We start from the raw sequence: 19,318 nt of genomic DNA on the forward strand, positions 1-19,318 counted from the left end.
TTCTATCGAAACGGTCTCGGTCGAGAGGGGATCTCCAACAGTCTACCGGCGGTGAAGGAACACCCAGACGGCCGCGCGCAGAAGGCCCGCTCAGCGGACGCCGGCACCGCTCACCGAGCGGAACGCCCGCAGGCGCAGGCTGTTGCCCACGACGAACACGCTGGACAACGCCATCGCCGCGCCGGCGAGCATCGGATTCAACAGCCCCAGGGCCGCCAGCGGGATCGCCGCGACGTTGTAGGCGAACGCCCAGAACAGGTTCACGCGAATGGTCGTCAGCGTGCGGCGCGCCAGGCGGATCGCATCGACCGCGCTGCGCAGGTCGCCGCGCACGAGGGTGATGTCGGACGCCTCGATCGCGGCGTCCGTCCCGGTTCCCATCGCCAGCCCCAGGTCGGCGGTCGCCAGCGCCGGGGCGTCGTTGACGCCGTCACCCACCATCGCCACCACGCGCCCGTCCGCCTGCAGCCGCTGGACGGTGTCGACCTTCTCCTGCGGCAGCACCTCGGCGATGACCTCGGCGATGCCGACCTCTGCGGCGATGCGCTCGGCGACGGCGGCGTTGTCCCCGGTGAGCAGAACCGGGCGCAGGCCCAGGTCCTTCAGCTGTGCGATGGCCGTTGCACTGGTGTCCTTGACGGCGTCGGCCACCACGAGGATGCCCCGGGCAGCACCGTCCCAGCCGACGGCGATGGCCGTCTTCCCCTCCGCCTCGGCCGCCGCCTTCACGGCGGACAGCGCGCGCCCGGCTGCGGTGACATCGTCGAGGCGCATCGCCCCGTCGTCGAGGAGCGTTGCCCGCCCCGCCACGACCGCGTGATCGTCGACCACGCCCTGCACACCGCGCCCCTCGACGTTGATGAAGGACGCCACAGCAGGGAGGGAACCGGTCTCCTCCGCCGCGGCATCGGCGACGGCCTTCGCGATCGGATGCTCTGAGGCGTGCTCGAGCGCCCCGGCGAGCCGCAGCAGCTCGGAGCGGGACACGCCGTCGGCGGGGATCACGTCGACCAGGGTCATCCGACCCGTCGTGACGGTGCCGGTCTTGTCGAGCACGACCGTGTCGACACGGCGGGTCGACTCGAGCACCTCGGGGCCGCGGATCAGCACGCCCAGCTGCGCGCCGCGCCCTGTGCCGACCAGGAGCGCGGTGGGCGTGGCGAGCCCCAGCGCGCACGGGCAGGCGATGATGAGCACGGCGACGGCGGCGGCGAAGGCCGCCGACACCGCAGCGCCCGACCCCAGCCAGGCACCCAGGGTCGCCACGGCGATGGCGATGACGATCGGCACGAAGACCCCGGAGATGCGATCGGCCAGCCGCTGGACGTCGGCCTTGCCGGACTGCGCCTCCTGCACGAGCCGCGCCATCTGCGCGAGCTGCGTGTCGGCACCGACCCTGCTGGCGCGCACGACGAGGCGCCCGCTGGTGTTGACCGCGGCACCGGCGACCGCATCGCCCTGTCCGACCTCGACCGGAACGGACTCGCCGGTGAGCATCGACGCATCCACCGCCGAGACCCCCTCCACGACCACGCCGTCTGCGGCGATCTTCTCCCCCGGCCGCACGACGAACAGGTCGCCGACCGCGAGAGCGTCGACCGCAACCCGCTCCTCGACGGGACCATCCGGCCCGTCGCGCAGCACCATCACGTCCTTCGCGCCCAGCTCCAGCAGGGCACGCAGGGCGGCACCGGCCTGACGCTTGGAACGCTTCTCGAAGTACCGTCCGGCGAGGATGAAGGTGGTCACCCCCGCAGCGACCTCGAGGTAGATATGCGACGAGCTGTCACCGGGGGCGATCGAGAGCGTGAACGGGTGCGTCATGCCCGGCGTCCCTGCGGTGCCCAGGAACAGCGCGTACAGCGACCACAGGAAAGCGGAGATCGTGCCCAGCGAGATCAGGGTGTCCATCGTCGCCTCGCCCTGACGCAGATTGAGCCAGGCGGCGCGGTGGAACGGCCACGCCGCCCACACCACCACCGGGGCGGCGAGGGTGAGCGACAGCCACTGCCAGGAGGTGAACTGCAGGGCAGGGATCATCGCCATGGCGATCACCGGGGCAGACAGCACGGCCGAGCCGATCAGGCGCTGCCGCAGCGACGTCAGCTCAGGATCGCTGTCCGGCTGCGTCTCATCGGGCTGCGCCGGCAGGTGCGCCGTGTAGCCGGTCTTCTCGACCTCGGAGATCAGGAGCCCGACGTCGTAGCCGTCGGGGACGGTGACATTGGCCTGCTCCGTGGCGTAGTTGACGGTGGCGCTGACCCCGTCGAGCCGGTTGAGCTTCTTCTCGATCCGCGCCGCGCACGAGGCGCACGTCATTCCGCCGATCTCGAGATCGACCCGCGTATCGGATGTCACGGTGTCCTCCTGGGATGTGCTGATCTGCTGTTCTCAACGAGCGCCCCGCCGGCGAGGCCCGGTTCCCGGCGCCCCGCCGGCGAGGCCCGGTTCCCGGCGCCCCGCGCCCGGCTCTGCTCAGTGCCCGTCGTGAGCCGGAGCGGGGGCGGGCGGGGCGTCCCCGCTCACCGCGGCGGCGATCCCGAAGGACGCCGCAAACACGACGGCGAGACCGGCTCCGTAGAGCACCAGCCGCCCCGCCGGGCCCAGGGGCGCGCTGCGCCGGATCGCGGCACTCATCAGACGCGTTCTGCGGTGTAGCCCGCCTCGTCGACGGCCGCGATGACGTCGACGTCGGACGGTGCCTCACTCGCCGTGATGACGAGCCGGCCGCTCTGCGCGCTGACCTCGACGCCCTCCACCCCGGCGATCTTGGCGACCTCCTCGCGCACCGACTTCTCGCAGTGCCCGCACGACATTCCGGTGACCTTGTATTCGATGGCGGCCATGACCGCTCCTCTCGTTTTCAACCCGGTCGGGGATACCCCCTAGGGGTATTCTACGGCAACATCGTCCACCGCTGCGCTATTCCGGGAAACGCGCCGGACGCTCCGCCCCGGCGCCACAGGTGTCATTCAGAAGCCGGATGTTAGGGTCGTGCGCACCACACGGATGCCCCACCCCGGCGTCCGGGGGAAGGAACCTACGGTGACCCGACGGGAACCCTCAGCTCTGCCCGCCCCATCGACGCCATCCGTCGAAGCGGGCAAAGCTCCCACCGCGACGGATGGCACCGCCGCAGACCGCGTCTACCGCTGGCTGCGCGACGCCGTGCGCACCGGCCGGCTGGCACCCGGTGAGATGTACTCGATCTATCGCCTCGCCGACGAGCTCGAGGTCTCCCGCACCCCGGCCCGCGAGGCCGTGCTGCGCCTGGCAGCCCACGGCGTGATCGACATCGAGCGCAACCGCGGATTCAGCGTGCGCACGCTCGACGTCGAGGAGGTCCGGGCGAACAACGAGGTACGCCTCATGTTCGAGGTCCCCGCGGCGCGGGCGGCAGCGCGCCTCGGCGATGCCGAGCTCGTCGATCGCCTCACCGCGCACGTCGCCCTCATCGAAGACCTCTTCCTCGCCGGCGACGCCGCCGAGGCCATCGAGGCGGAGCGGATCTTCCACCGCGACATCCTCGCCGCCGGCGGCAACGCGCGCGCCGTGGAGATCGCCGACGGCGTGCGCGACGCAGCAACGCCCTCCTGGGGCGTCTACGGCATCGAGGCAGTGACGCCGGAAGAGGCCGACCGCTTCAACCGCAACCGTCGCGCGGTGGTCGCCGCGATCGCCGCACACGACGGCGACGCCGCGGCGGCCACGATGCGTCACCACATCGAGACCGCCGCGCTGTACGCCATGCGTCAGGCCTCTGCGCTGGCCGGCGAGCCGGAGCCGGAACGCTTCGAGAGCCGCCTGCTGGACTGAGGGCCGCGCCGTCTCAGCGCCCCTGCTCCGTCAGCCACGCCATCATCAGGTCGAGCTCGACCTGATTCCTCGTCAAGAACTCCTCCGCCACCCGCTGGTGGAGATCGGCGTAGCGCGCCTCGACCCCGGTCTCGCGGCGGCAGTCACGATCGGCCACCGCGAGGTCGATCTCCTCCTCGCGCAGCGCCGACAGCTCGGCCTCATCCGGGAGTGCGTCCTCCCCGGGCTGGAGGAAGACGGTGTCCCCACGGCCCGGGTCGAGGGGATACACCTCGACCGAGACCAGGTCGACGTACCGATCACGCATGTCCTGCTCCGCAGCCTCCCACGAGGCGAAGCCGTAGCCCTGATCCGCCATGCAGGCCGACCAGTCGGCGAGGACCGCTGCCCACCGCTGGTCGGCGAAGACCTGCAGCGGCACCGCCAGGGTCTCCTCCATCAGGATCCGGTAGGGATTGCGCACCACGACCTCCGTCGCTTCCGGCAGGAGCTCGCGATGCGCCCTGTCCAGGCACCCCTCTCCGTCACCGCCGCCCGCATCCCCCGCGTCGCCGGACGCGCCGCCACCGCCGTCCTCTGCGACGACGAGGACATCGCCGTACAGCGCCCGCTCGTACGCGGCCAGCTCCTCTTCGCCGAGCTGAGCCAGGTACCGGCCCTGCTCGGAGAGCGGCGCCTGCTCCTCCTGGGTCGCATCGAAGGTCGAGTACGGCTCGACGATGCCGTAGCCATCGGTCTCCGGATCCTCGAGCGCGAACGGGCTCACCGGAGCCCCGCCGTCACCCCCCTCCCCGGCGACGAGGTCGTCCGGAACGGAGACGAAACCCTCCGAGCGCATGCACGCTGCGACGATCTCGTCAGAGGACTCTCCGTCGGCATTGACCTCCAGCGGCGGAGCGAACAGGTATCCGCTCGCCGCATCCACGTACGGCCCGAGCGGGTAGTCCTCCAGCTCGGGGGACGCCGCGCACCCGACGGCGGCCAGAGCGACCAGGGCCACCACAGACCCACCCGCCCGCCGCGCACCCGTCATGATGCCGGCCCTACCGATCCGAGGCGGCAAGAACGAAGCCCCACGCGGCATCCCCCTCGATCACGAGGGTCATACCGGTGGTCGCCGACGCGGCGTCGGTATAGACGCGCTGCGTGCTCGGCACCCGGTCGCATTCCACCTGCCAGGCCTCCGCATCGCCCGCCCCGCGGATCTCCAGCTCGAGAGACGCCCCCGGCGCGCAGATCGCGTAGGTCACGTAGTGCTCGGGGAGATCGTCGAGCGGGATCTCAAAGCGTCCTCCGCTCTCGCCGCCCGCCCGATACAGTGCGGTATCTCCCACCAGCAGCACCCAGCGATCCGTCTGAGCGATGCTGTCATCGGTCATCCGCTCCGACAGCTGGACCGGAGCGCCCGTGCTCGATGGCACGGGCGCCGGCGCCGGCGCGTCGGCACACGAGGCCAGCGGCAAGCACAGCGCGACGAACAGGACGGGGCTCCAACGACGCGCACCCATCAGACGAGCTTGATGTTCCACTGCGCCCGGATCGGGCCGCGCCCGTTCTCGACCTTCCGGGTGATCACCGGTGGCCGGTTCTTGGCGAAGACGTTGCTGGGGAGCCGGACCCCCGATACGCACGTGGTGGTCTTGACGTTCTTCACGACCGTGACCTGACACGACGAGACCGCAGACGCGGCCGGAGCCGAGACCAGGGTGCCGGCGACCTCGACGGACGCGACGGCTGCCGAGAACGATCCCGGGCCCGAAAACTTGCTCATGTTCTTCCCCCCATGGGTGCTCACGGGCACCCCAGGGTCAAAGTACCCTCCCCGTGGCCGATGAGTCAACGGACATCACCCTCACCCGCCGGAGCGCCCCGGGTCCGCCGCCGTCGCGTTCTCCTCACCGGCATCCGCCGCATCCGGAGGCTTCGCTCCGGAGCGCAGCTCGCTCACGAGGGTTCCGGCGATCACCAGCGCGACTCCCGCGAACGCCAGGGCCGGCAGCCGCTCTCCGGCGATCCGACCGATGACGCCGGCCCAGACCGGCTCGCCCGCGTAGATGATCGTCGCCTTCGCCGGCGAGACCGTCTGCTGCGCCCACGTCATGGTGAGCTGGATCAGGCAGCTGGCCATACCCATACCCACCGCGGTCACCACCCAGACCCACGAGAACGCCGGCACCTGCTCCCCCACCACCGGCATCGCGGCGAACCCCAGGATGCCGGCCGTCAGCAGCTGCACCACCGTGAGGCGGCCGACGTCGAACCGCCGGGCGAACAGACCGATCAGCACCACTTCGGCGGCGATCGGCACCGTGCTCACCAGCGTGATGATCTCACCCCGGCCGAAGGAGAACCCGGCCGGCGTCGGCCCGGCGAGCAGAAGAAGACCGGCGAACGCCAGGGCGATGCCGATCCAGGCCCACAGCTTCGGCGCCTTGCGGAACACCAGCCACTGCGCCAGGGGCACCAACGGCACATACAGGGCCGTCAGGAAGGCCGACGTCGAGGAGTCGATGGTCTGCAGCCCGGCCGTCTGCATGCCGTAGCCGAGGAAGATGGCCGTGCCGATCGCCGCGCCCGCAGCGAGCTCCGGCCACCGGATGCCCCGCAGCGCGCGGTGGAAGATCATCGCGCTGAGCAGCCCGGCCGTCACGAAGCGCAGGCCGACGAAGAACATCGGACCGCTGTGCTCCATCGCGATGCGGACGATGAGGAACGTGCCGCCCCATACGAAGGTCACGAGGATGAGCGCGAGCTCCTGGCGGCTGAACCCCGACCAGCGGAGACGACCGAGCGCGCCAGGGCGGGTTCTCTGCAGCACCCGCCCAGCCTAGAGGTGCGTGGGCGGCTCCCCCCTAACTCAGGAAGAATCTGCGGCCACTGCCGCCGAACCCCCGGAAACACGCGGTCGGGCCGGCGCAGCCGCGCGACTTTTCCTGAGTTGGGGCCGGGCGTCCGGCGAGACCATACGCGCCGGACGCCCCGCAGACGGGCTACTCGACGAGCTTGCCTGCGGTGTCGACGTCGCGCATGAGCGCGGCGATCTCCGCGGGGATCTCCGGGATCTCCTCCCGCGTGACGCCCGTCGCGGGCGACCACACGAGGTTCACCTGGAGCGACGGGTCGGTCTCCGGGTAGTCGCTGCGGTTGTGGCACCCGCGGGTCTCACGACGCTCCCGGGCCGCCTCGAGCGTGGCACGGGCGGCCAGCGCAGACGCCTTGAGGTCGAACGCGTGCGCGAGATCCTGGTATCCGGCGATGTCGGGGTGGATGCCGATGTCGGCGATGCGCGCATCGATCGCGTCGAGCTCGGCGAGCCCCTGGGTGAGCCCCTCCTCCGAGCGCACGACACCGGCGTGCTCGGTCATGGTGTTGCGGATGCTGCGCTGGAGAGCACGCACGTTCTCGTGCCCCTCGGAAGCGAGCAGGTCATCGATCTCGGCACGGGCCTCTGCGACGGCCTCCGCCGAACGCTGCTGGGCCTCGAGCCCGGCCGCGTGCGCCATCGCGGCCTGCCCGACCAGACGGCCGTAGACGAGCAGCTCGATCAGGGAGTTGCCGCCGAGGCGGTTGGCGCCGTGCAGGCCGCTCGATGCCTCGCCGATCGCGTACAGCCCCTCGACGTCGGTGCTGTGATCCTCCGGCCGCACCCAGACGCCGCCCATCGAGTAGTGCGCGGTGGGCGCGATCTCGATCGGATCCGTGGTGATGTCCAGCATCTGCAGCTCCATCATGGTCTGGTACACGCGCGGCAGACGGGTCATGATCGTCTCGCGCGGGAGGTGCGAGACATCCAGCCACACTCCGCCGTTCTCGGTGCCGCGCCCCTCCTTGATCTCCGTGTACGCGGCGAGCGCGACGCGGTCGCGGGTCGACAGCTCCATCCGCTCCGGGTCGTACTTCTCCATGAAACGCTCCCCGCGGGCGTTGCGCAGGATCCCGCCCTCGCCGCGCGCAGCCTCCGAGACCAGGGTTCCCGCGGCGCTCTCCGGCTCGAGGATGCCGGACGGGTGGAACTGCACGAGCTCGGGGTCGCGCAGCCGTGCGCCCGCCTCGACGGCGAGGCGGAAGGAGTCGCCGGTGTTCTCGTCGCGACGCGACGAGGTGCGTCGCCAGATGCGGTTGTGGCCGCCGGCGGCGAGGATCACCGCGTCCGCGTGGATCAGGTAACGGGTGCCGTCGGCCTGGTCGAAGCCGTAGGCGCCGAAGACCACGTTGTCGCGCACGAGGATGCGCGTGATGTAGATGCCGTCGAGGATCGGCACGTTCAGCTCCTCGGCGCGGCGCACGAGGGTGCGCTGGATCTCGAGGCCGGTGTAGTCGCCGGCGAACGCCGTGCGGCGGAAGGTGTGCGCCCCGAAGAAGCGCTGCGAGATGCGGCCGTCGTCCTCGCGGGCGAAGTTCATGCCCCAGCGCTCGAGGTCTCCGATGCCGCGCTCCGCGCCCTGGGTGACGACCTCGACGGTGTGCGGGTTGGCGAGCAGGTAGCTCTCCTTGATGGTGTCGGCAGCGTGCTGCTGCCAGCTGTCTTCTGCGTCCATCGTGCCGAGGGCGGCGTTGATGCCTCCGGCGGCGAGGGAGGTGTGGGCGTCGTCGCGGGGACGCTTGCCGACCGCGAGCACGTCGACGCCGTGCTCGGCGATCTCGATGGCGGCGCGGAGCCCGGAGCCCCCGGTTCCGATGACGAGGACGGTGGTGGAGATCTGGCGTTCACGGCTTGCAGCACTCATGAGGTCCACCGTAGGAACGGGCCGGAAATAATTCCAATGAATTATAGCGATCTTGACGATAGCCTGAGCGCATGATCAAATGCGGCCTTCCTCGAGGCCTCGCGCGTGCGCTCCGCTCGCACGTGTGCGGTTCGCGCGGAGTGATCCGGGCCGGGTCTGCGAGGCAGGGGCGCATGTGCGAGCCGAACGCGCGCTGCCGAGCAGAGAACGGGGCCGGAGCATGAACCTTGAGCAGCTGCGCGGGTTCGTGACCGTCGCGCGCGAGGCCCACTTCACGCGCGCCGCCGAGCAGCTGCACATCGCGCAGCCCTCGCTCAGCCGGCAGATCGCCCTGCTCGAGCAGGAGCTCGGATCCGAGCTCTTCCACCGCGTGCGCGGCAACATCACCCTCACCAACGCGGGCGAGGCCCTCCTCCCCCGCGCGCGGCGGATCCTCGCGGACGCCGACGCGATCCACGCCGAGATGGCGGCGCTCGCCGGGCTCCAGCGCGGCCGCGTGCGGCTGGGCGCGACGCCGACCCTGTGCGCAAGCCTGGTCGCCGAGGCGATGACAGGGTTCCACGCCGACCACCCCGGCATTCGCCTGCAGCTGATCGAGGGCGGCTCCCACCTGCTGATCGACCACCTGGCGGCGGGGGACCTCGACATGGCGCTCATCACCATCTCGGAGGGTGTGCCGAGCTCGGGTTCCGCCCTGGTGCGCACCCCGCTGCTCACCGAGGAGCTGGTGGTGGTCTCCTCGGCCGCTGACCCGCCCCTGACCGACGCAGCGACGCTCGACCTCGATGCCCTCGCGCGGCTGCCGTTCGTGGCGTTCCACGAGGGCTACGACCTGCGCGCGGCCGCGGACGCGGCGTTCCGCTCGGCCTCCCTGCATCCCGCGACGGTGATCGAGGGCGCCGAGATGGACGCGGTGCTGCGGTTCGTCGAGCTCGGTCTCGGCGTCTCGCTCGTACCGGCTCTCGTGCTGCTGGACCGGCCGTCGCTGCGCTCCGTCCGCCTGACAGACCATCCCCTCGTGCGCACGATCAGCATCGCGCACCGTTCCGACCTGAACCTCACGCGGGCGGCGGCGGCCATGCGGCGGGTCATCGTGCGGACCGCGGCCGCTCTGGCCGACCGGTCGCCGGAGACGATGCGCCTCGCGCCGGAGGTCGCGCCCGGTCACTGAGCGGGCGCGACCTCCGGCGGCAGGCGTCAGGCGATCTCGCCGGCCTCCACGGACTCGGCCAGCGCGTGCACCTGAGACAGCAGGTGGGCGCCGTAGAAGTCGGCCTCGCGCAGGCGCCGCTCGGTCTCGGCGTCCGGCTCGGCCAGCGCCGCAGCGACGATCACGGCGTGCATCCACCCGCCGATCACCCGGCCGAGCAGCAGCAGGTACGGCACCCCGACGGCGTAGGCGTCGCGCGGGTCGTCGAAGGCGAGCACCGCGGCGGTCGCCCGCTCTGCGGCGTCGAGGGCCCGGCCGAGCCGTTCGGCCAGGCGCTGTGCGACCGCGTCGTCGAGCGCGCTGAGAGCGGCCGCGGCGTCCCGCACCCGGCCGAGCACCTCGCGTGCGGTCTCACCGCCGTCGCGGAGCACCTTGCGGCCGATGAGGTCGTTGGCCTGGATCGCCGTGGTGCCCTCGTAGATCGGCACGATCCGGGCATCGCGGTAGTGCTGGGCTGCGCCGGTCTCCTCGATGAAGCCAGCGCCACCGTGCACCTGGACACCGTCGGAGGCGATGCGCACGCCCTCCTCGGAGAACCACCCCTTCAGGATCGGCACGCTGAACTCGAGCAGACGCTGCTCGCCGGAGTCCTGGAAGACACCCACCTGCACCGCGAACGCCCGCATCGCGGCGATCGCGCTCGACATGCCGAGCAGCAGGCGCCGCACGTCGGGGTGCTCGGCGATCGTCGCCTCGCCGTCGCGGCCCAGCACCCGGCCCTGCACCCGGCCGGCGGCGTATTCGGCCGCGCGCTGGTAGGCGCGCTCCGAGATGCCCAGACCCTGGTATCCGATGCCGATGCGGGCGGAGTTCATCATCACGAACATCCCGGCCAGACCCTGGTTCAGCTCACCGACGAGATAGCCGGTGGCATCGTCGAACCCGAGCACGCAGGTGGGGCTGGCGTGGATGCCGAGCTTGTGCTCGATCGCGATGGTCTCGACCGCGTTGCGCTCGCCGAGCGAGCCGTCCTCCGTGATGAGGAACTTCGGCGCGACGAAGAGCGACAGCCCGCGGCTGCCCTCGGGGGCACCCTCGGTGCGGGCGAGAACGAGGTGGACGATGTTCTCCGCGACGTCGTGGTCACCCCAGGTGATGAAGATCTTCTGGCCCCGGATGGCCCACGTGCCGTCGCCGTTGTCGCGCGCGATCGTGCGGATCGCGCCGAGGTCGCTGCCCGCCTGCGGCTCGGTCAGGTTCATCGTGCCCGTCCAGCGGCCCTCGACCATCGGCGGGAGGTAGATGTCGCGCAGCTCCTGCGATGCAGCGGCGTCGAGCGCGTGCATGGCGCCCTGGCTCAGCGCGGTGACCAGCGAGAACGCGGTGTTCGCCCCGCTCCAGAACTCGGCCAGCCCGGCCTGGACGACGTGCGGCAGCCCGTCGCCGCCCGCGGACTCCGGCGAGATCGCCGACAGCCAGCCGGCTTCGGTGTAGGCGCGATAGGCCTCGCGGAATCCGGACGGAGTGATCGCCTGGCCGTTCTCGAGGCGGATCCCCTCCACGTCGCCGACGCGGTCGAGGGGCGCGAACACCTCGGCGGCCATCTCGCCCGCGGCGCCGAGCACGTCGGCCGCATCGTCTGCCGTCATGGCACCCTCGGTCGCCTGCGCGACGAGGTCGGTCCCGAAGGCGCGTCCCAGCAGGAACGCGTACTCATCGACTCGGGGGAGGTAGCCGCCCGGCTCCCTTGCCGTTCCGCTCATGGTGTGCTCTCCGCTTCCGCACCTCCGCAGGCGCTCCGGGGAGTCTAACCGATTGTGGCACTGGGTTCCAGGTAATTCGAGACTCGGACTCATCGTGTGGACATGCCGCGCACCCGGGCGAGCGGCACTCGTCGCTGGCGCATCCTGCCGCCGGCTCTCGGGGCTGCCTCAGGCGTTCGGCATGACCTTCGCGAGCGCGGTCGAGCCGGCGATCGCCGTGGCGAGCTCGACGAGCGCCGCCCCCAGGTTCTCGGCCCGATCACGCACGGCCGGCGTGAGCGCATCGCCGTCGAACCCCGCCGGCGAGACATACAGCCCGGGTGAGACGACGTGGGCGGCGAAGAAGTCGACGAGGATGTCACGCATCCCGCGCAGCCCGAGCATGTGATGCTCGCTGCCCCCCGTCCCGACCACCAGCGTCGCCGTGCCCTGCAGGGGCGAGACGCCGTCCTTGTCACGCGGCACGGCCTCGGTGAGGGCCTTGAAGGCCACGGTGTAGGTGGCGCGATACATCGGCGAGCCGAACACGACGGCGTCGGCGGCGGAGATCGCCGCGACGGCGGCGGCGAGGTCGGGCTCTGCGCTCACCTCGATCAGGCGCACCGAGGCTCCCGCCGCGCCGGCACCGTCGAGCACCGCCTGGATCGCCGCTCCGGTCTTGCCGCCGGCAAACGGCGAGCAGTTGAACGCGACGACGGAGATGTTCTCGGACATGGGGCTCCTCTGGTCGGCTCTCCGGTTCACGGTCGTACCGGACGGCGAGACCCCCCCGCGCCCGGCCGATCGGCCCGAAGCTATCGGTTGCTCCGGCGCGGCGCAACCCTCCGCGGCACGCGGCGCAACAGCGCTCACCAGTTCAGCGGCGGTGAGACCGACCACATGGCCTCGGAGTCGCCGTCGTGCGCGTTGCGAATCGCATGCGGGGTCTTGCTCGAGAACTCGATGCTGTCGCCCTCGCCCAGCTCGAAGGCCTCCTCGCCGAGGATCACAGTGAGCCGGCCCTTGAGCACCAGCACGAGTTCCTGGCTGTTGCCGGCCGAATACACGTCTCCGGTCGAGGAACCCGGCTCGAACTCCACCACATACGCCTCGATATGCCGCAGGGGCGGCTTGGTGATGACGTACTTGGTCACGCCGCCCTCCGACCCCACCGCGGTGCGGTCGGGCTTGCGCACGACGCCACGATGGGCGAGATGGCTGAACTCGACGAGCTCCGCCAGCGTGACCCCGAGGGTGTGCGCGAGCCTCTTCAGCGTCGCCAGGCTCGCGCCCGTCCGCCCGTTCTCGAGCTGGCTGATGAAACCCGGGCTCAGCTCGAGGGCCGCCGCGAGCTGGCGCACGGTCATTCCCCGCAGCTCGCGGAAGGCCCGCACCTGCTCGCCCAACGACAGCTCGTCGCTCTCCGCCGGTCCGTCCGTCGACGGCGCCTCGTCTTCGCGTCCGATCTTCGCTGCCACCATTCTCTGTCCCCCTCGTCGCGAGCCGTTCACTCCGCCGTTCCCGGTCGCCGTCGTGACCCGATCCTAATAGCGGTGCCGATGGCCCAGCGGGCTCGCAGCCACAGATCCGTGATCCCGGAGGGCCACTGGGTCACCACCCGCCCCGACGGGCTCGTGAAGTAGTTCGAGACCTGCGTGTACGACGAGCCGGCCAGGCGTTCATCGACCCACCGGTTGTAGCGCTCGAACACCTCGGGCTTCACCTCCACCGTCCGGCCTCCGGCACGCACCATGCGGCGCAGCGCCCGTGCCGCGAAGTACGACTGCTGCTCGAGCGCGAAGAGCACCGCGAACCCGTTGGTGTTGGGGCCGTAGAGCATGAAGAAGTTCGGGAAGCCGGGCACCATCGTCCCCAGGAACGCACGGGGTTCCCGCCCCCACCGCTCCTGCAGGCTCTCCCCCGCGCGCCCGAAGACGGGCAGCGTGGAGAGGTACTCCGCCGCCTTGAAGCCGGTGGCCATCACCACGACGTCTGCCTCGGTGATCGTGCCGGAGGCGTCCTCGACGCCGTGCGGATGCAGGCGCGTCACGGCGTGGGGCGCGAGCCGCACGTCGTCCCGCAGCAGAGCCGGATAGAACGCGCTGGACTGCACCGGACGCTTCCCCAGGTAGGGATAGTCCGGCGTGACGAGGGGTTTGAGGTCCGGGCGGTCGCCGAACACCCGATCGATGTAGGCGAGCGCGGCGGCCCGGGCGCTGAGGTCGGCCTTGCCGCCCGGAACATCGAGGCTGCCGAAGAAGGAGCGCTTCTCCCGGCGCCAGAACTCGCGGAAGCGCAGGCGAAGGCGCGGGATCGGGCGGCGCAGGCGCGCGCGCTCGCTCTCGGAGTAGTGATTCTCCGCCTTCGGGATCACCCACCCGGGCTGGCGCTGGTAGAGCGTGACGTGCGCGGCCTCGTCGGCGATGGACGGCACGATCTGCGCGGCGGTCGAGCCGGTGCCGACCACCGCCACGCGCTTGCCCGCCAGCGTCAGGTCCTCCGGCCACTGAGAGGAGTGGAAGATGCGTCCGGTGAACTCGGCCATCCCGGGCCAGCGCGGGATGGCCGGGTCGCTCAGCATGCCCACCGCGCTGATCACGGCGTCGAACTCCTCGACGTCGCCGCCGACCCGCACCAGCCACACCCGTCCGGCGTCGTCCCAGCGCACGTCGTCGACCGGTGCGTTCAGCCGGATGGCATGGGTGAGGCCGAACTCGTCGACGACCTGTTGCATGTAGTCGACCAGTTCCGCCTGCGGCGCGTACGGCCTGGTCCAGTCCCCCGGCCGGAAGGAGTAGGAGTACATGTGCGATGGCGTGTCCACCTCGGCGCCGGGGAACCGGTTGCGGTACCAGGTGCCGCCGATACTCCCCTCCGCCTCGAAGATCACCACGTCTGCCCTGGTGTGCTTGCGCACGTAGACGGCGGCACCGATGCCGCCCAGACCCGCGCCGATGATCGCGACGCGCAGCCGCCGGGATCCGGTGGACCGTGTGCTGTTGCGGTTCGCCATCAGACCATCACGACCCCGCCGGAGACGTTCAGGTGCGTCCCGGTGATGTAGCTGGCCTCGCCGGACAGCAGGAACACGATGGCGGCCGCGACCTCGTCCGGCTCGGCCAGCCGGGCGAGCGGAATCCCCTGCGCGCTCTGGGCGAGCGCGGCCTCGGCCTGATCGTGGCCGGCCTGGTCGGCATAGGCACCCACCAGCAGCGGGGTGCGCGTGAGCCCGGGAAGGACGGCGTTGACCCGGATCCCGCGACCGGCGAGGGCGCGGGCCCAGGAGCGCGTGATCGCCAGCACCGCGGTCTTGGTGGCGTGGTAGTCGGCCGCCGCGGTGTTCACTCCCGAGATCGCGCCGACGGAGGACACGTTCACGACCGAGCCCACGCCGTCGGTGAGGCGCGCCGCGAGCTCCTGGGTCGCGAAGAAGACCCCCTTGGCGTTGACCCCGAACAGCAGGTCCCAGTCCGCCTCGGAGATCTCCTCGATCGGACGTGATCGGATCAGCCCGGCCGCATTGACCAGGTGGTCCACCGCGGGGATGCCGGACAGCGCCGCGCGCATCTGCGCGACGTCCGAGACGTCGACGGGAATCGGTGTGATGTCGGCCGAGCCGTCCAGGTCGGCGGCGTGCAGGTCGAGCACGTACACGTGCGCGCCCTCCGCCACCAGCCGGTCGACGACCGCCCGGCCGATGCCGCTGGCGCCTCCTGTGACGACAGCGGTGCGTCCGTCGAATCTCATCACCCTCATCCCCTCGCTCTCGTTGTCTCGGTGTCCGACGCTCGCCGGGTCAGCGGCAGGCGTCCGGATCTGATGTCCTCGGTGAAATGGCAGGCGACCCGGCGCGCGGTGCCCGCGATCGTGTGCAGCGCAGGACGCTCCTGCGTGCAGCGCGGCTGGACCCAGGGGCACCGCGTGCTGAAGCGACAGCCGGGCGGCGGCGCGGCGGGGCTGGGCAGATCGCCGTGCAGGATGATCCGCTCCCTGGTCGCCTCACGGCGCGGATCCGGCTCCGGCACCGCGGACAGCAGCGCCCGGGTGTAGGGATGAAGCGGCTCGCGATAAAGGTCCTCCGACGAAGCCTCCTCGACCAGCGAGCCCAGGTACATCACCCCGACCACGTCGCTCACGTGGCGCACGACCGCGAGGTCATGCGCGATGATCAGGTACGTCAGGTCGAACTGCGCCTGCAGGTCCTGCAGCAGGTTGATCACCTGGGCCTGGATGGAGACGTCCAGCGCGCTGACCGGCTCGTCGGCGACGACCAGCTTCGGGTCGACCGACAGCGCCCGGGCGATGCCGATGCGCTGACGCTGTCCGCCGGAGAACTGGTGCGGATACTTCCGGCGGCTGCCGTACGGCAGGCCCACGGCGTCGAGGAGCTCGGCGAGCTTGGCGCGCGCGGTTCTTCCGGTGATGCCGTGCGCACGCATCCCCTCGAAGAGCAGCTGCTCGATGGTCTGCCGAGGGTCCAGGCTGCCCAGCGGGTCCTGGAAGACCATCTGCATGTTCCGGCGCATCACGCGCATCGCCTCGCCCCGCAGCCGCGTGACATCGGTGCCGTCGAACAGCACGGCCCCGCCCGCGGCGTCCTCCAGGTTGAGCAGCGCCCGTCCGAAGGTCGACTTGCCGCAGCCGGACTCCCCGACCAGGCCGTAGGTCTGCCCGCGGGAGATCGTGAGACTCACGCCGTCGACCGCGTGCACGTGACCGACCGTGCGCCGGAGCACGGCACCGCGTCGGATCGGATAACGCACGCTGAGATCGCGGATGTCGACCAGCGGTTCGGCGCCGGGCGCCGTCGTCGTCGCTTCCGTCATGGTCACCGTCCTTCCTCGGCACGAGCGGGCGTCTGCACCGGATGGAAGCAGCGCAGTCCGTGGCCGGCTCCGCTCACGACCAGCTCTGGTGCGTGCTCCCAGCAACCGGGCTGGGCGTTGCCGCACCGGGGCGCGAACGCGCAGCCGGACGTCCACGGGATGTTGTCGGCGACCGATCCGCGGATCGGCTGCAGGCGGGCCGACCGGTCGTCGGAGAGCTTCGGGATCGAGGCCAGCAGGCCGTTCGTGTAGGGATGCCCTGGCTCGTCGAAGAGGTCGAGTGTGCTGGCGTGTTCCACCAGGCGCCCGCCGTAGAGCACGTTGACGTCGTCGCACATGCCAGCGACGACACCGAGGTCGTGCGTGATCAGCAGCAGGGCGGTGCCCTTGTCCCGCACCAGGCGGAGCAGCAGCTCCAGGATCTGCGCCTGGATCGTCACGTCGAGCGCCGTCGTCGGCTCGTCGGCGATCAGCAGTCGCGGCTCGCACGCCAGGGCGATCGCGATCAGCACGCGCTGGCGCATGCCCCCGGAGAGCTCGTGCGGATATTCGCGCAGCCGGCGCGTGGGATCCGGGATGCCCACCTCCGCCAGCAGGTCTGCCGCGCGCTGCCGCGCCGCCGCGCGCTTCATCCCCTTGTGCCGTTGCAGGACCTCGGCCACTTGGACGCCGATCGGCACCACCGGGTTCAACGAGCTCAGCGGGTCCTGGAACACCATCGTCATGTCGGACCCGCGCAGGTCGCGCATCCGCTGATCGCTCGCGGTGAGGAGCTCTTCCCCGGCGAAGCGGACCGACCCGCGCAGACGGGTCGAGCGGCGCGGGAGGAGCCCCATCACCGCGAGCGAGGTCACCGACTTGCCGCAGCCCGACTCGCCGACCAGGCCAACGGCCTGCCCTGGCGCGACGGAGAAGCTCAGTTCGTCGACCGCAGTGAACTCGTCGCCGTCCTCGTCGACGAAGGACACCCGCAGGTTGTCGACCGACAGCAGGGCAGCGGCATCGGATTCCCGTGCCGGGACGGTCAGAGTGTTCACGATCCTTACCTCCGGGACTTCGGGTCGATCGCCTCGCGCACCGACTCACCGAGGAAGGTGAATCCGAGCGCGACGACGATGATGCACGCGGCCGGCAGGAAGGCCAGGTGCGGGTAGGAGGTGAAGTAGCGCTCGGAAGCGCCGAGCATCTGCCCCCACTCCGGCACCCGGTCGTCCGGGTTGCCCAGGCCGAGGAACGACAGCGCCGCCGCGTCGATGATCGAGGTCGCCAGAGCGATGGTCGCCTGGACGATCACCGGGCTCAGCGAGTTGGGCAGCATGTGCCGGAAGACGATCGTCGGCGCGCGCAGACCCATCGCCCGGGCGGCGAGCACGTGGTCGCTGCGCCGCTCGACGAGCATCGAGCCCCGCAGCATGCGGGCGAACACCGGCACCTGCACGATCGCGATCGCCAGGATCACCGTCATCTGCGAGGGATGGGCGAACAGCGCCGCGATCGAGAAGGCCGTCAGCAGCGAGGGGATCGAGAGCATCACGTCGACCAGACGCATGACGGCGGCGTCGACCCAGCCGCCGAGAGCACCCGCGAGCGTCCCCAGCACCAGGCCGCCGACGAGGCCGCCGAGGGTCGCCAGCACACCGACGATGAGGGTCTGCTGCGCGCCGACCATCAGCCGGGACAGCAGATCGCGGCCGTGCCAGTCCGCGCCCAGGGGGAAGCCCGGCTGCGCACCGGGGATCGGGTTGGTCTGCGGCCGCACCTGGTCGATCAGCAGGCGCGCGTCCGGCGCATGGGGCGCGAACAGCGGGCCGAACACGGCCAGGAGCAGGAACAGGGCGGTGATCACGGCGCCGACGAGGAACATCGGGTTGCGGCGCAGCCGTCGCCAGATGATCGTCCGCTGGCTGATGCCCTGGTCGTCGCGCGACGACGCGCTGTCCTGCGGGCGGACCTCGGCCGCGGTGTGCGTGTCCGTGCTCATTTCGCTCGCCCCCGGGGATCGATGACGCCGTACGCGATGTCGACGACGAGGTTCACGACGATGTAGACCAGGGCCGCCATCAGGATCAGCACCTGGAGCACCGCATAGTCCCGGGTCTCGAAGCCCTGCGCGAGCGCGTGACCGACACCGCGGAAGGTGAAGACCCGCTCGGTGAGCACCGCACCGCCCAGGAGCGTGCCCACCATGAGCCCGGTGACGGTGACCACCGGGATGAGACCGTTGCGCAGCACGTGCCGGAGGGTGATGACCGGGCGGCTGAGCCCCTTGGCGTTGGCGGTGCGGACATAGTCCTCGTCGAGGACGGAGATGGTCGACGCCCGCGTGATGCGGAAGATCACGGCCATCGGGATGGACGACAGCGCGACCGCCGGGAGGATGAGGTGGCGGATGCCGTCGACGACGGCATCCCATTCGCGTGTCATCACCCCGTCGAGCACCACGAAGCCGGTGATGGTGGTGCTGTTGATGCCGACGCTCTGCCGCCCGGACACCGGGAGCCAGCCGAGCTGGATCGCGAAGACGTATTTGAGCAGGAAGGCGAGGAAGAACACCGGGACGGCGACCCCGACCAGGGATGTGACGATCGAGGCGGTGTCGAACCAGCCGCCGCGCGCGACCGCCGCGCGGTAGCCGAGGGGGACTCCCACGGCGAGCGCGATGATCATCGCAAGAGCGCCGAGCTCGATGGTCGCGGGAAAGCGCTCCAGGAAGATCGACATCGCGTCGCGACCGGCCTGCACGCCCGTGGAGACGCCGAACTGTCCGTTCAGCACCCGCCCGATGAACCGTCCGTACTGCACCAGGATGGGTTCATCGAGCCCGAGGACCCGGCGCATGTCGGCGATCTCCTCGGCCGATGCGTTCTCCCCCAGGAGCGCGGCCACCGGGCCGCCCGGGAGCGACCGCAGCCAGGCGAACAGGAGCACGCTCAGCGCCGCCATGGTGATCACCGCCTGGAACAGGCGTTTGATCAGGAAACTGCCCACGATCACCTCTCTTCGACGATGGACATCAGGGACGAGCCGCTGCCCGCGGGATGACCCGCGGGCAGCGTG

Annotated in this window: 19 protein-coding genes; 2 read left to right on the forward strand and 17 right to left on the reverse strand. The window is 70.9% G+C overall.

The features are described from left to right. Positions 1-90: 90 nt before the first annotated feature. From AC3RXY_RS08760 to AC3RXY_RS08770, 3 genes are all read right to left on the reverse strand, one after another. Positions 91-2,319 (reverse strand): heavy metal translocating P-type ATPase, encoded by a 2,229-nt coding sequence (locus tag AC3RXY_RS08760; protein WP_491510714.1) that lies wholly within the window; start codon positions 2,317-2,319, stop codon positions 91-93. A 156-nt stretch (positions 2,320-2,475) separates the two neighbouring features. Continuing rightward, entirely contained in the window at positions 2,476-2,637 is a 162-nt protein-coding gene (locus AC3RXY_RS08765) for a hypothetical protein (protein ID WP_491510526.1), read from the reverse strand. Further along, on the reverse strand, positions 2,637-2,846 hold the full coding sequence (locus AC3RXY_RS08770; protein WP_491510527.1) for a heavy-metal-associated domain-containing protein: 210 nt from the start codon (positions 2,844-2,846) through the stop codon (positions 2,637-2,639). The genes AC3RXY_RS08765 and AC3RXY_RS08770 overlap by 1 nt, the downstream gene beginning before the upstream one ends. Before the next feature lie 199 nt (positions 2,847-3,045). Between AC3RXY_RS08770 and AC3RXY_RS08775 the strand changes: the two genes are divergently transcribed. Beyond that, positions 3,046-3,816, forward strand: coding sequence for a GntR family transcriptional regulator (locus tag AC3RXY_RS08775; protein WP_491510528.1), 771 nt, complete (start codon positions 3,046-3,048; stop codon positions 3,814-3,816). A gap of 13 nt (positions 3,817-3,829) precedes the next feature. On the opposite strand, the gene AC3RXY_RS08780 is transcribed toward AC3RXY_RS08775, so the two are convergent. From AC3RXY_RS08780 to AC3RXY_RS08800, 5 genes are all read right to left on the reverse strand, one after another. Next, positions 3,830-4,849 carry a hypothetical protein gene (locus AC3RXY_RS08780; protein ID WP_491510529.1) on the reverse strand — a complete coding sequence of 340 codons (1,020 nt, stop codon included), beginning with the start codon at positions 4,847-4,849 and terminating at the stop codon, positions 3,830-3,832. A 10-nt stretch (positions 4,850-4,859) separates the two neighbouring features. Then, positions 4,860-5,324: a hypothetical protein gene (locus AC3RXY_RS08785; protein WP_491510530.1), complete on the reverse strand. Its 465-nt coding sequence runs from the start codon at positions 5,322-5,324 to the stop codon at positions 4,860-4,862. Further along, complete coding sequence (locus AC3RXY_RS08790) at positions 5,324-5,587, reverse strand: hypothetical protein (RefSeq protein ID WP_491510531.1); 264 nt, start codon at positions 5,585-5,587, stop codon at positions 5,324-5,326. Before AC3RXY_RS08790 ends, AC3RXY_RS08785 begins: the two co-directional genes overlap by 1 nt. A gap of 81 nt (positions 5,588-5,668) precedes the next feature. Further along, complete coding sequence (locus AC3RXY_RS08795) at positions 5,669-6,634, reverse strand: DMT family transporter (RefSeq protein WP_491510532.1); 966 nt, start codon at positions 6,632-6,634, stop codon at positions 5,669-5,671. 172 nt (positions 6,635-6,806) lie between these two features. Next, the gene (locus AC3RXY_RS08800) at positions 6,807-8,543 is read right to left on the reverse strand and encodes an L-aspartate oxidase (protein WP_491510533.1); all 1,737 of its coding nucleotides are present in this window, start codon (positions 8,541-8,543) and stop codon (positions 6,807-6,809) included. Positions 8,544-8,763: 220 nt separating this feature from the next. On the opposite strand from AC3RXY_RS08800, the gene AC3RXY_RS08805 reads away from it, so the two are divergent. After that, a complete protein-coding gene (locus AC3RXY_RS08805) occupies positions 8,764-9,714 on the forward strand; it encodes a LysR family transcriptional regulator (RefSeq protein ID WP_491510534.1) in 951 nt (316 codons plus the stop codon). 26 nt (positions 9,715-9,740) lie between these two features. On the opposite strand, the gene AC3RXY_RS08810 is transcribed toward AC3RXY_RS08805, so the two are convergent. The 9 genes from AC3RXY_RS08810 to AC3RXY_RS08850 all read right to left on the reverse strand — a co-directional run bounded on the left by AC3RXY_RS08810 (position 9,741) and on the right by AC3RXY_RS08850 (position 19,249). Next, complete coding sequence (locus AC3RXY_RS08810) at positions 9,741-11,456, reverse strand: acyl-CoA dehydrogenase family protein (protein WP_491510535.1); 1,716 nt, start codon at positions 11,454-11,456, stop codon at positions 9,741-9,743. A 168-nt stretch (positions 11,457-11,624) separates the two neighbouring features. Next, positions 11,625-12,170: an NADPH-dependent FMN reductase gene (locus AC3RXY_RS08815; RefSeq protein WP_491510536.1), complete on the reverse strand. Its 546-nt coding sequence runs from the start codon at positions 12,168-12,170 to the stop codon at positions 11,625-11,627. A gap of 134 nt (positions 12,171-12,304) precedes the next feature. Next, complete coding sequence (locus AC3RXY_RS08820; protein ID WP_491510537.1) at positions 12,305-12,916, reverse strand: helix-turn-helix domain-containing protein; 612 nt, start codon at positions 12,914-12,916, stop codon at positions 12,305-12,307. A 26-nt stretch (positions 12,917-12,942) separates the two neighbouring features. Further along, positions 12,943-14,448 carry a flavin-containing monooxygenase gene (locus AC3RXY_RS08825; RefSeq protein ID WP_491510538.1) on the reverse strand — a complete coding sequence of 502 codons (1,506 nt, stop codon included), beginning with the start codon at positions 14,446-14,448 and terminating at the stop codon, positions 12,943-12,945. Then, positions 14,448-15,182 carry an SDR family NAD(P)-dependent oxidoreductase gene (locus AC3RXY_RS08830; protein WP_491510715.1) on the reverse strand — a complete coding sequence of 245 codons (735 nt, stop codon included), beginning with the start codon at positions 15,180-15,182 and terminating at the stop codon, positions 14,448-14,450. Before AC3RXY_RS08830 ends, AC3RXY_RS08825 begins: the two co-directional genes overlap by 1 nt. 5 nt (positions 15,183-15,187) lie before the next feature. Further along, a complete protein-coding gene (locus tag AC3RXY_RS08835; protein ID WP_491510716.1) occupies positions 15,188-16,261 on the reverse strand; it encodes an ABC transporter ATP-binding protein in 1,074 nt (357 codons plus the stop codon). A 2-nt stretch (positions 16,262-16,263) separates the two neighbouring features. Further along, positions 16,264-17,298 carry an ABC transporter ATP-binding protein gene (locus tag AC3RXY_RS08840; RefSeq protein ID WP_491510539.1) on the reverse strand — a complete coding sequence of 345 codons (1,035 nt, stop codon included), beginning with the start codon at positions 17,296-17,298 and terminating at the stop codon, positions 16,264-16,266. A 5-nt stretch (positions 17,299-17,303) separates the two neighbouring features. Further along, entirely contained in the window at positions 17,304-18,242 is a 939-nt protein-coding gene (locus AC3RXY_RS08845; RefSeq protein ID WP_491510540.1) for an ABC transporter permease, read from the reverse strand. Next, positions 18,239-19,249, reverse strand: a complete 1,011-nt coding sequence (locus AC3RXY_RS08850) for an ABC transporter permease (protein ID WP_491510717.1) — start codon at positions 19,247-19,249, stop codon at positions 18,239-18,241. Before AC3RXY_RS08850 ends, AC3RXY_RS08845 begins: the two co-directional genes overlap by 4 nt. Positions 19,250-19,318 lie beyond the last annotated feature (69 nt).

This window comes from Microbacterium longlingense (genome assembly GCF_058349825.2).